The organism is Klebsiella sp. 2019SCSN059 (genome assembly GCF_021739525.1).
Taxonomy (GTDB): Bacteria; Pseudomonadota; Gammaproteobacteria; order Enterobacterales; family Enterobacteriaceae; genus Klebsiella; species Klebsiella quasipneumoniae.
The window spans coordinates 1-11516 of the sequence record NZ_JAKKOM010000058.1 but is presented as its reverse complement, the minus strand read 5'-3'; the positions used below and the strand labels follow the sequence as shown (position 1 = coordinate 11516).

Below are 11516 nucleotides of genomic sequence, written 5' to 3'. Positions count from 1 at the left end.
CCATCCGGCACAACCGCGGGTACGGCGTCTGATGTATATCGCCCGGCGGCGCTGCGCTTGCGCGGGCCTACGCTGTTTGAGCCTGCGGCAGGACCCGTAGGCCGGATAAGACATTTATGCCGCCATCCGGCACAACTGCGGGTACGGCGTCTGATGTATATCGCCCGGCGGCGCTGCGCTTGCGCGGGCCTGGGGGTCAATGAAACGTCTGCGCAAACGCAGTGAAGAAAGGTATTACTCGGCGGCGGTTTTCCCTTTGCCGGGCAGCCTGAACTTCGCCATAGGGCTTCGCAATGCCCATGCGATACTGCGTCTCCTTTGCCGCCTGGTGGAGATCAGCGAACTCCTCTTTCGGCGCCGGCGGACGTTGCGCCTTTTTCAGACACTGATTGCGATGGTGACGGATCCACTCTCGGTCCTCATCGTCCAGGCAACGCTGCATCACCTCAATCCATCTGGATGCCGCCCGACGGTAGAGCCCGCAGGCTTCTAACCGCTCCGCAATACTGTCCCTTATTCTCATCCACCTCGCTCCTCTGATGCTTTCACGATATCTCATGGTATTCCGACGCGTGAGTCGGAATACCATGGTAGAGTTAATTTATGACAAAACTATTCCTCTGCGGCGCAAGGAATATAATCATTATAATAATCGCTGTGCATAGCAAACCGCCATGGCGGTAATTACTTCCAAAGAGCTCCGGAATTATATGCCGGGCGCCGCCCTGGATACCGACTGGTATCGACGGTTGTACCTATCAATATCTATTTAATTTATTACATTTCCATCATCACATACCTTGCGATATCACCTGTTCCCTGTACAACCACGCCTTATGGCGATCGACCGGACTGGTCCAGCAGTTTATTTTTGAAGATAAATAAGCAGGCTTCATTAAAATTATCTAACCCCAGTCGCTCATAAAGCGCGGTCCGCTTGCGGTAAAGGCTTTTTAGCGAAGTATTCAGATTCACCGCCACCTCCTCCATTGTCATCCCCGCCCCAAGAAAACGCAGCATCAGCTGCTCTGTCATACTTAAGCGCAGATTGTCGAACCACTCTTTGGTCAGCCGCTTGCTCTTCATCTCCAGAAAAAGCCCAAATAAGGTCGCCATATCGGCGGGTGATAATGACATGTTTAAAAACGATTTCAGACTGAGTAAATGCTCTTCCCGATGGCGCATATCGAGGACAATACAGCATATTCGCTTTCTGGATTGTGCCGCCTCCATGACCAGATAATCGTAATGACAAAGCGGCGAACGGCTATCAACCAGCAGAGAGAGTTCATCAACCTCATTATCTAAAATCGCTTTTCCGCTAGAATCTAACTGAATGATATCAGGAAAGAAATTCTTAACTCCTTGAAAAAGATAGTGATCCTGGGTAACTAATATCATTGAATTTGCCACAAGTCTTCCCTTTAACATTTAATCAACAAATTCTCGTCAACCAGACGTTTTCCTTGCCCCTGGGGAACGCTCCGCATGGCGGTAAAAATAACGAGATCTGTGATTTATCATTAGCGCGGCATCTGAATCTGGCTGTGAAAAACCTCCCTGGGTGCGGACAGAAAATAAACGGATTAATTATAAATAAAAAAATCCCACAGAAAAGATGCTTTTTTTGCTATTGAGAATTTTTGTCAGAAATCATCTTAAATATCCATGAAAAACCTTTCTCCTCACAGCAATATAAGCCACCCGACAAAATTAAAACAAAATTTCAGCCAACTCCATTTTTTATTTATTTCAGTAAGTTAAAGGAACTCGCTTCAACATGGCGATTCGAATTAAACCATTTTTACAGATTTATCTTAAAACGCAGTTCGTCATTTAACCATATTTATCCGCTGCGGTATCGGGTATAAATTATCCATTCAATTATCCACAGGAGATATGTTTATTACTTTGCAATAAGTCATTCACCCGCAGTGCCAGTCAGCTAAATGGGACCATCCTCATCCTTTAACTCACCGTCAAAGGACGGTCGTGTTGTGCAATGGATTCTTGATGAACATATGGCAAATAGAAATGGAAAGATCACCTTATTCAAATACGTTATTGTTTAATCGCAACACGAAACTCTCGCTGTCAATCGGCGTGCTTTTGCTCTTCCCGACGCTGGTTCAGGGAGCGGACTCGCGCTATGACCAGCAGATCCTGCAAGCGCGTCAAGGCCAGTACTCCCCCTTTCTCTCATATCTTCAGCAATACCAGCTGCGGCATGCCTTAACCCCTTCTCAGGTTGCAGACTGGCTGCAGGTAGCCCTCTGGGCCGGCCAGGACGACGAGGTGGTGAAAGTCTGGCGACGCTATCAGGTCTATATGCCGCTTCCCGCACGGGGCACCGCCGCCGCGGCGCAGGCGATGCGCAACCAGAAACAGTGGCAAGCCTCGCTCCTCCTCTGGCAGCAGGCTCTCAGCCAGGCCCCCGACAGTGACGACTATCGTATCGGCTATATCAAGACGCTGGCCGATGCCCGCAAGGACGGCGAGGCGCTCAGCGAAGCGCGTCGCCTGGTGGCGGAGCAGGCGAGCATTGCCCACCTGCAGACCCTCTCTTATGTCTACCTGCGGCTTGGCAAGAGCTGGGACCAGCTGCTGGTGGACACGCAGATCCTCGATCGCGAACCGCAGAATAAAGCCGCGCTGGCCAGCCTGATGGCGACCCTGACCCGCAACCGGATCGACTCCCCCGCCCTCGGCCTCGCGAATAGCGTCGAACTGACGCCCGCGGAAAAGCGCAACCTGCAGCTGAACGCCGCCGCCGAGCTGGTGCGCCTTGCCGATACGCCTTCCCGTGAAGAAAAGGCGCGTTACGCGCTGGCCCGCACGGCGCTGGCGCAATACGACGCGATGATCGCCGCCTGGCGTCCCGACCCGCAGGCCGCCCCGGACATCACCCGGGCGCGCATTGACCGTCTGGGCGCGCTGTACGCCAACGCAGACTACGCGCAGGTTATTCGCGAATACCAAAGCCTGATGGCGCAGCAGCAGGCGGTTCCCGACTGGGCCATCGGCTGGGTTATCTCCTCTTATATCGCGCTTAAGCAGATTGAGCCTGCGTTGGCGCTTATTCATCAGCATCCCTCGTGGCTGACGAGCCAACAGAATGAAGAACATGAGCTTTTCTACGCCCTGCTGGACACCGCTCAGTACCCGGCGGCGCAGCGGTATGTCGCCCGACTCACCCGGAATGCGCCCTATATCCGTCATCTCTACGGCTCGCCGACGCCCCAGCCGAACGACGACTGGCTCACCGCACAGTCGCTTAACGTGCACTATCTCTCCGCCACCAACGCCCTGCCGCAGGCCGAAGCCCGTATGCAGCGCCTGGCGGTGACGGCCCCCGGCAACCAGGGGCTGCAGATCGACTATGCCGCCCTGCTGCAGGACAGAGGGCTGCCGCGGGCAGCCGAACGCCAGCTGAAAGCGGCGGAAGCCCTGGAGCCCGCCAGCCTGCAGCTGGAGCGCCAGCAGGCCTGGGTCGCCCTCGATCTGCAGGAGTGGCGGCAGATGGATCTGCTGACCGACGACGTTATCGCCCGTTCGCCACGGGATCTGAATACCCAGCGCCTGGCCAGAGCCCGCGAAATCCATCATTTCTCCGAGCTGCGCCTGAGCGTCGGCAAAGGGCTGCATTCCGACAACCCGGTGAGCGGTACCCACGACCTCAGTTTTGAGACGGCGATCTACAGCCCGCCGATAGCCGACAGCTGGCGATTGTTCGGCGGCCACCGCTTTGCCCAAGGCAATTTTGAAGAGGGGAAAGGCAGCCGTCGCCAGCTGTTCGCCGGTATTGAATGGCGCCCGCGCGACGCCTGGGGAGAACTTGAACTCTCCAGCGTCAATTTTCACGGCGAGAATAAGCCCGGCGTCCGCCTTTCCGCCGCGCACGACGTCAACGATCGCTGGCAGCTGGGCGGCGAGCTGGAGCGGATTTCGCAGCAGACGCCGCTGCGCGCGTTACGCAACGGCGTCAGCGCCAACCGCGGCGAAGGCTGGCTGCGCTGGTATCAAAACGAGCGCCGGGAGTACCGCGTCAGCGCGGCCGCCAGCCGCTTTACCGACCACAACCGTCGTCAGGAGTACACCCTCTCCGGTAAAGAGCGCCTCTGGCAGACCCCGTGGCTAACGCTGGATCTGCAGCCCGGTCTGTCGGCCAGCGCCAATAGCCGCACCGACACCGCGTATTACAGTCCGGCCCGCGACCTCGCGGCCACCGCGGCGCTGGCGGTCGATCACACGCTTTACCAGCGGTATGACACCGTCTGGAGTCAGCAGCTGCTCGCCGGCGGCGGCAGCTACTGGCAAAAAAATCACGCCGCCGGCGCGATAACGACGCTGGGCTACGGGCAGCGTCTGCGCTGGAACAACCTCGTCGACGCCGGGGTGATGCTGAACTGGGACAAACGCCCCTACGACGGTAAACGTGAAAACAACCTCGCTATCACTGTTGATGCAAACATACGGTTTTAAGGATGACCATGCTGAACACGACCCTGCGCAACGGCCTGATGCTTCTCGGCTGGCTGTGCCTTATCTTCAGCGTGCGTGCTGAGGAGGTCCCCTTCCTCGCCCCGCAGCAACGACCCCAGCTGGAGGCCAATAACCCCTGGCCGGCGGATCGCTTTCTGGTGCTGGCCTATCATGACGTCGAAGACGCCGCCGCCGACCAGCGTTATCTTTCGGTGCGTACCAGCGCGCTTAATGAGCAGATCGCCTGGCTGCTGCATCACGGCTACCATGCCGTGAGCGTTCAGGACATTCTGGACGCGCATCATGGCCTTAAGCCGCTGCCGCCTAAGGCTTTTCTTCTCAGCTTCGACGATGGCTATAGCAGTTTTTACACTCGCGTCTGGCCGCTGCTTAAAGCCTGGAACGTTCCGGCGCTGTGGGCGCCGGTGGGCAGCTGGGTGGACACCCCCGCCAACCAGCCCGTTAATTTTGGCGGCCTGATGACGCCGCGCGATCGCTTCGCCACCTGGGAGATGGTGCGCGAGCTTAGTCGCTCGCCGCTGGTGGAGATCGGCGCGCACACCTGGGCCTCGCACTACGGCCTGCCGGCCAATCCGCAGGGCAGCCGCGAGCCCGCCGCCGCTAACCGCGGCTGGGATAAAACCACCGGCCGCTATGAAAGCGACGCGCAGTTTACCCGGCGAATGGCCGATGACGTGCAGAAAGTGACGGCGAAAATCCACGACGTCGCCGGGAAAGCGCCGCGCGCCTGGGTGTGGCCCTACGGCGCCGCCAGCGGCAGCACCCTGGCCATCGCCAAACAGCAGGGGTATCAGCTGGCGTTTACGCTGAACGACGGCCTGGGCAACGTAAAGGATCTGGATAATATTCCGCGCATGCTGATCGCCGGTAACCCGTCGATCAAGGCCTTTGCCAACGCAGTGGCGCAGATTCAGGAAGCCGATCCTGTTCGGGTGATGCATGTGGATCTGGACTATGTCTATGACCCCAATCCCGTCCAGCAGGCAAAGAATATCGATAAGCTGGTGCAGCGCGTCTATGACATGAAAATCAGCCACGTCTTTCTGCAGGCCTTCTCCGACCCGCAGGGTGACGGCACGGTCAAGTCGCTCTATTTCCCCAACCGCTGGCTGCCGATGCGCGCCGACCTGTTTAACTTCGTCTCCTGGCAGCTACAGACCCGCGGCGGGGTGAAGGTTTATGCCTGGATGCCGGTGCTGGCCTTCGATCTCTCGTCCGATCTGCCGCGCGTTCAGCGCTGGGATCCGCAAACCGGGAAGGCGTTACTTGCCCGTCAGCCCTATGTCCGCCTGTCGCCCTGGGATCCCCGGGTTCGCCAGCAGATCACCGACATCTATGAGGATCTGGCCCGACACGCCAGCTTCAGCGGGATTCTGTTCCACGACGACGCCGTGCTGACCGATTTTGAAGACGTGAGCCCGGAGGCGGTCGCCGCCTGGCGGCAGAGTGGCCTGGCGCACGATGCCGGCCCGGTGCCCCAAAGTCCGCAAGAGCGCCAGGCATGGATGCGTTTCAAAAGCCAAACCCTGACCCGCTTCACTCTGCAGCTGCGCCAGTCGGTGCAGGCCATCCGCGGCCCGCAGGTAAAAACGGCGCGTAATCTCTTCGCCCTGCCGATCCTTGAGCCGCAGAGCGAAGCCTGGTTTGCGCAAAATCTGGATGACTTCCTTGCCGCCTATGACTGGACGGTCCCCATGGCGATGCCGCTGATGGAGTCCGTGCCGATTGACGCCAGCCAGGCCTGGCTGACGCGGCTGGTGCAGGCCGTCGCCCGCCGCCCGGGCGCGCTGAAGAAAACCATCTTTGAGCTACAGGCCAGAGACTGGAACCGACGCCAACGCAACGCCATTCCCGACCAACAGCTGGCGGACTGGATGCATTTGCTGCGGCTAAACGGCGTCAAAAACTACGGCTACTACCCAGACGATTTCATTAACAATCAGCCAGATATCTCCCGTATCAGACCGCAATTTTCTTCCTGGTGGTACCCTGACCATGACTGATCGCATTATCGCATTGTGCATTTTATGCCTCGTTTTCGGGCTGCCGTTAGGCGTCGCAGCGGCGTTTACCGGCGAGCTTATCCTCGACTTTGTCTTTTTCTGGCCGCTGTTTATGTCGGTGCTATGGATCACTGGGGGTCTGTACTTCTGGTTCCAGCTGGAGCGCCACTGGCCGTGGGGAGAGGATACCCCGCCGCCGTCGCTACCGGGCAATCCGCTGATCTCGATCCTGATCCCCTGCTTTAACGAGGAGAAAAACGCCCGGGAGACCATCAGCGCGGCGCTGGCCCAGCGTTACGCCAACCTCGAAGTGATCGCGATTAACGACGGCTCTTCGGACAACACCGCCCAGGTGCTTCAGCAATTGGCGCAGGAGGAGCCAAGGCTGCGGGTGATCCACCTGGCCGCCAATCAGGGAAAAGCGGTGGCGCTCAAAGCGGGCGCCGCCGCCGCGCGCGGCGATCTGCTGGTCTGCATCGATGGCGACGCCCTGCTGGACCGGGATACCGCGGCCTGGCTGGTCGCCCCGCTGATCCACTACCCGCACGTCGGGGCGGTCACCGGCAATCCGCGGATCCGCACCCGATCCACGCTGATCGGCCGCATTCAGGTAGGGGAGTTCTCGTCGATCATTGGCCTTATCAAGCGGACGCAGCGGATCTATGGCCGCGTCTTTACTGTCTCCGGCGTGATCGCCGCCTTCCGGCGTCAGGCTCTGGCGGACGTCGGCTACTGGAGCCCGGATATGATCACTGAAGATATTGATATCAGCTGGAAGCTTCAGCTCCGCCACTGGGACATCTTTTTCGAGCCGCGGGCGCTGTGCTGGATCCTGATGCCTGAGACCCTCAAAGGGTTATGGAAGCAGCGTCTGCGCTGGGCCCAGGGCGGGGCCGAAGTCTTTCTGGTCAACCTGCGCCGCCTGTTTCACTGGCAGCATCATCGGATGTGGCCGCTGTTTCTGGAGTATGCCTGCTCCACGCTGTGGGCCTTTGCCTACGCGGTCACCATCCTGCTGTTTATCCTCAGCCGCCTGATGCCATTGCCGGACAACCTGACAGTGCACAGCCTGTTTCCGCCTGAGTTCACCGGCATGCTGCTCGGCCTGATGTGCCTGCTGCAGTTCGTCGCCAGCCTGTATATCGAACGGCGCTATGAGAAAAAGGTCGCCAAATCCCTGTTCTGGGTGATCTGGTTCCCGATGGTTTACTGGATGATCGGCCTGCTGACCACGCTGGTCGCTTTTCCGAAAGTGATGTTGAAACGTCAACGTTCCCGCGCGCGCTGGGTGAGCCCGGACCGGGGAAAAGGGAGCCTGCGATGAATGAAAATACGCTCATCTTAACCGAACACCGCGTGCTGCCCCGGCTGGTGGACGCCGGCTTAACGCTGCTGGCCTGGCTCGGTTTTCTGTTCTTTCTCTACGCCAATTTGCTGATGCAGTTCATCGCGCCGCCCTCCCCGCGCTGGTCATCGCTGATGGACTCCCTGAATACGGCGCTGGTGTATTTATTGATTGCCGCGCTGAACGGCTGGTTGCTGATCCTCTGGTACCACTATAACCGACGCCGCGCCCATACCCGGCGTCACACCGCGGTGCTTACCCTGCGGGATGAGGAGCTGGCCAGCAGCTTTAACGTCGCCCCGCAGATCATCTCCGAAATGAGTCGCTATAATTTGCTGACCGTTTACCACGATCACATTGGTCAGATTATTGATTTAAAAAGCCACGCGCTGCCGCCGCCCGAGGAGAGGGAGCAGGAATGATAGCAGGGCCGCCCTCGGCGGCCCTGACTGGGTAACGACGCCGCCGATCAGCCGCCGGCCTTTTTAATGGCGGCTTCGAGCGAGGCTTTATCCGCCAGCCCCGGGAAGACGGTGATGCTGGCTTCCGTGGCGCCAGTAGTCGGCATCACGATCACGCCCGGCGTGCCGCTGAGACCAATCTCCTGCGCCAGGTCGTTAATGCTCTGCAGCACCGGTTCGACGTCGGTGGCCTTCTTCGCATCAAAGCCGGCTTTCTTCGCCTGCTGCTGGATATCCGCCGTCGTCAGCTTGCCTTCGTTATGTCCGGTGGCGTAGATCCCGTTATGGTAGGTCAGATAGGCATCCGCCCCTTTCTGCTGATAGATCTGCAGGCCGGTTTTCGCTGCTTCCAGCGAGCTTTCCCAGCGCCCGCCGAAGATAGGCCACTCTTTAAAAGCGAAGCGGGTCTGCGGGTGCGCTTTAATCACCTGCTCCATCACCGGCGCCAGCCGGCTGCAGTAGACGCACTGGTAGTCAAAGAACTCAATCACCGTGACTTTGCCGTTGGCCGGGCCGTAGGTCGGGGTATTTTTATCCTGGGTCAGCAAGGCGGCATTCTTCAGCACCGCCTGGGTGGCCGCGCTGGCCTGCTGCTCAGCCTGAATTTGCTGCAGTTTCTGGCTTGCCTGCAGGAGAACTTCCGGGTGGGCGACCAGGTAATCGGCGGCAATTTTGCCGATTTGCGCCTCCTGTTCCGCGGTGAAAGTCGCCGGCGCGTCAGCGGCAGAAGCTATCGCCGGCAGTAAGACAGCGCTCAGCAGGGCGACAGAGAGGTATTTCTTGTGGCCAGACATAGTGGGGATCCTTGCGATAAGTGAACAGCAGGTGAGTCTGTATGACAAAATATCACCCTTTTTCGCCGAAGCCTTGCCCGACGGCGCGTTGATTCGTAACTTTATTTTTCAGGCTCAGGTTTCCCGCGCGACGGCGCGGACCGGCGCCAGTGGTCAACGCTCCCCGGGCGGAGTCGCCGGCGCAACGGCTTTTCGTGGTATTTACTTCAGGTGGTTTCTCTCGATATGTATGCGTTTCTTCAACAATGGGACATGGCGGTGATTATGCTGCAGATTGTCGCCATCGACTTACTGCTGGGCGGCGACAACGCCGTGGTGATCGCCATGGCCTGTCGCAAACTGCCGCCACAAAAACGCACCAAAGCGATCGTTATCGGCACCGTAGGCGCTATCCTGGCGCGCATCCTGCTGCTGGCGATCGCCCTGTATCTCCTGTCGCTGCCGTGGCTGAAAATAGTCGGCGCGCTGCTCCTGATGTGGATTGGCATCAGGCTGGTCAGTAATGAGGAGGACGAGAGCGAGGTTGCCAGCTCCGGCAGCCTGTGGCGCACCGCAGTCACCATCACCGTCGCCGATGTGATCATGTCGCTGGATAATGTGCTGGCGGTGGCCGCCGCAGGCAAAGGACACATTGCGCTGGTCGCCCTCGGCGTGGCGATCAGCATTCCGGTTATCGTCGCCGACAGCAAGCTGGTGCTGGCCCTGCTCACTCGCTTTCCCGCGGTGGTGCTGCTGGGCGGGATGCTCATCGGCTGGATTGCCGGGTCAATGCTGGTCAGCGACCCAACCCTTCGCCAGCTGTTTCCCACCGCCGGCGACGGCATTGCGCGCCTGGCCGGCGCCATCGGCGCGCTGCTGGTGCTGTTCGCAGGCTGGCGCCGTCGTCCGCGGCCGCAGGTGAAAGACTAGCCGCGCCCACGACGCCGTTGACCCCGACGGCGTCAAGTTTCCGCCACTTTTCTTCCCCTTCAGGGCGCATTTGCCCTACGCTTTATACAGACGCCTGATCCAGGGAATATGTAACTACCGCACTGAGCATAGATGAGATAACAGCATGGAATTGAAGGATTATTATGCCATTCTCGGGGTGCAACCAACCGACGATCTGAAAACCATCAAGACCGCCTACCGCCGCCTGGCGCGCAAGTACCACCCCGACGTCAGTAAAGAAAACGATGCCGAAGCCAAATTTAAGGATCTCGCCGAAGCCTGGGAAGTCCTGAAAGATGAGCAACGGCGCGCGGAATACGATCAGCTCTGGCAGCATCGCAACGATCCCGGGTTCGGTCGCCAGCAACAGCCCCACGAGCAGAGCTACAGCCAGCAGGATTTCGACGACATCTTCTCCTCCATGTTTGGCCAGCAGGCGCATCAGCGTCGCCGTCAGCACGCGTCGCGCGGCCACGACCTGGAGATCGAGGTCGCGGTGTTCCTTGAAGAGACGCTGGCTGAGCAGACCCGCACCATCAGCTATAACCTGCCGGTGTATAACGTGTTCGGCATGATCGAAAGCGAGACGCCAAAAACGCTGAATGTGAAGATCCCCGCCGGGGTGGCCGATGGTCAGCGCATCCGCCTGAAAGGCCAGGGGACGCCGGGCGAAAACGGCGGCCCGAACGGCGATCTGTGGCTGGTGATCCACATCGCCCCGCACCCGCTGTTCGACATCGTGGGACATAACCTGGAGATCGTCCTGCCGCTGGCGCCGTGGGAGGCCGCGCTGGGCGCCAAAGTCACGGTGCCCACCCTGAAAGAGAGCATTCTGCTGACGGTGCCGCCGGGTAGCCAGGCAGGGCAGCGCCTGCGTATCAAGGGCAAAGGGCTGGTGAGCAAAACCCACACCGGCGATTTGTTCGCCGTTATTAAAATTGTGATGCCGCCAAAACCAGATGAAAAAGCGCGTGAGCTCTGGCAACAGTTGGCCACCGCCGAAGCCAGCTTCGATCCGCGTAAGACATGGGGGAAAGCCTGATGGCTACAGTAACAGTGACGTTTACCATTACCGAATTATGCCTGCGTACCGGGGTGTCGGAAGAGGAGCTGACGGAGATTGTCGGCTTAGGCATGATTGAACCGCACCAGCCGCAGGCGGACACCTGGCTGTTCGACGACAGCGCGGTGACGATCGTCCATCGCGCGGTGCGCCTGCGTAACGAGCTGGAGCTGGACTGGCCGGGGATTGCGGTGGCGCTGACGCTGCTGGATGAGAACGCGCGGCTGACCCGCGAAAATCGCCTGCTGCAGCAGCGCCTGGCCCGCTTTCTCGCCCACGGATAGGGGCGACATCCCGGGTGGCGGCGTACCGTCTTACTGCCGGATGGCGGCTACGCCTGACCCGGCCTACAAACTAAGCACAGCGCAAGCCGGGGAATTTCCCGGGTCGCGGCGTTCCGCCTTACCCGGGCTACCG

The 11516-nt window shown here is 59.2% G+C and carries 9 protein-coding genes and 1 pseudogene; 7 read left to right on the top strand and 3 right to left on the bottom strand.

Annotation, left to right across the window (positions count from 1 at the left end; genetic code table 11):
- Nucleotides 1–234 precede the first annotated feature (234 nt).
- Nucleotides 235–523 (bottom strand): annotated as a pseudogene (locus L2I46_RS27940) (PerC family transcriptional regulator).
- A gap of 311 nt (nt 524–834) precedes the next feature.
- A complete protein-coding gene (locus tag L2I46_RS27935) occupies nt 835–1401 on the bottom strand; it encodes a helix-turn-helix transcriptional regulator (protein ID WP_032454598.1) in 567 nt (188 codons plus the stop codon).
- A 633-nt stretch (nt 1402–2034) separates the two neighbouring features.
- Here L2I46_RS27935 and pgaA point away from each other — a divergent pair.
- From pgaA to pgaD, 4 genes are read left to right on the top strand one after another with little or no spacing between them, the layout of a single operon-like run.
- Nucleotides 2035–4482 (top strand): poly-beta-1,6 N-acetyl-D-glucosamine export porin PgaA, encoded by a 2448-nt coding sequence (pgaA, locus tag L2I46_RS27930; protein ID WP_236948394.1) that lies wholly within the window; start codon nt 2035–2037, stop codon nt 4480–4482.
- A gap of 8 nt (nt 4483–4490) precedes the next feature.
- Nucleotides 4491–6506, top strand: coding sequence for a poly-beta-1,6-N-acetyl-D-glucosamine N-deacetylase PgaB (gene pgaB, locus L2I46_RS27925; protein ID WP_117133007.1), 2016 nt, complete (start codon nt 4491–4493; stop codon nt 6504–6506).
- Nucleotides 6499–7830 (top strand): poly-beta-1,6-N-acetyl-D-glucosamine synthase, encoded by a 1332-nt coding sequence (pgaC, locus tag L2I46_RS27920; RefSeq protein ID WP_004206396.1) that lies wholly within the window; start codon nt 6499–6501, stop codon nt 7828–7830. Before pgaB ends, pgaC begins: the two co-directional genes overlap by 8 nt.
- Nucleotides 7827–8273: a poly-beta-1,6-N-acetyl-D-glucosamine biosynthesis protein PgaD gene (pgaD, locus tag L2I46_RS27915; RefSeq protein ID WP_236948393.1), complete on the top strand. Its 447-nt coding sequence runs from the start codon at nt 7827–7829 to the stop codon at nt 8271–8273. The genes pgaC and pgaD overlap by 4 nt, the downstream gene beginning before the upstream one ends.
- Nucleotides 8274–8320: 47 nt before the next feature.
- Here the strand turns inward: pgaD and L2I46_RS27910 are convergent, their stop codons facing one another.
- The gene (locus L2I46_RS27910) at nt 8321–9106 is read right to left on the bottom strand and encodes a DsbA family protein (RefSeq protein WP_236948392.1); all 786 of its coding nucleotides are present in this window, start codon (nt 9104–9106) and stop codon (nt 8321–8323) included.
- A 225-nt stretch (nt 9107–9331) separates the two neighbouring features.
- Here L2I46_RS27910 and L2I46_RS27905 point away from each other — a divergent pair, with 225 nt between their 5' ends.
- From L2I46_RS27905 to cbpM, 3 genes are all read left to right on the top strand, one after another.
- Nucleotides 9332–10015 (top strand): TerC family protein, encoded by a 684-nt coding sequence (locus L2I46_RS27905; RefSeq protein WP_236948391.1) that lies wholly within the window; start codon nt 9332–9334, stop codon nt 10013–10015.
- 145 nt (nt 10016–10160) lie between these two features.
- The gene (gene cbpA / locus L2I46_RS27900) at nt 10161–11078 is read left to right on the top strand and encodes a curved DNA-binding protein (protein ID WP_236948390.1); all 918 of its coding nucleotides are present in this window, start codon (nt 10161–10163) and stop codon (nt 11076–11078) included.
- Nucleotides 11078–11383: a chaperone modulator CbpM gene (gene cbpM / locus L2I46_RS27895; protein ID WP_002885324.1), complete on the top strand. Its 306-nt coding sequence runs from the start codon at nt 11078–11080 to the stop codon at nt 11381–11383. Before cbpA ends, cbpM begins: the two co-directional genes overlap by 1 nt.
- Nucleotides 11384–11516: the final 133 nt, after the last annotated feature.

What these genes read in the sequence shown, in the direction of transcription:
- cbpM (WP_002885324.1), top strand. Translation starts at nt 11,078, where the DNA reads ATGGCTACAGTAACAGTGACGTTTACCATTACCGAATTATGCCTGCGT.
- pgaB (WP_117133007.1), top strand. Translation starts at nt 4,491, where the DNA reads ATGCTGAACACGACCCTGCGCAACGGCCTGATGCTTCTCGGCTGGCTG.
- pgaC (WP_004206396.1), top strand. Translation starts at nt 6,499, where the DNA reads ATGACTGATCGCATTATCGCATTGTGCATTTTATGCCTCGTTTTCGGG.
- L2I46_RS27910 (WP_236948392.1), bottom strand. Translation starts at nt 9,106, where the DNA reads ATGTCTGGCCACAAGAAATACCTCTCTGTCGCCCTGCTGAGCGCTGTC.
- cbpA (WP_236948390.1), top strand. Translation starts at nt 10,161, where the DNA reads ATGGAATTGAAGGATTATTATGCCATTCTCGGGGTGCAACCAACCGAC.
- pgaD (WP_236948393.1), top strand. Translation starts at nt 7,827, where the DNA reads ATGAATGAAAATACGCTCATCTTAACCGAACACCGCGTGCTGCCCCGG.
- L2I46_RS27905 (WP_236948391.1), top strand. Translation starts at nt 9,332, where the DNA reads ATGTATGCGTTTCTTCAACAATGGGACATGGCGGTGATTATGCTGCAG.
- L2I46_RS27935 (WP_032454598.1), bottom strand. Translation starts at nt 1,401, where the DNA reads ATGATATTAGTTACCCAGGATCACTATCTTTTTCAAGGAGTTAAGAAT.
- pgaA (WP_236948394.1), top strand. Translation starts at nt 2,035, where the DNA reads ATGGAAAGATCACCTTATTCAAATACGTTATTGTTTAATCGCAACACG.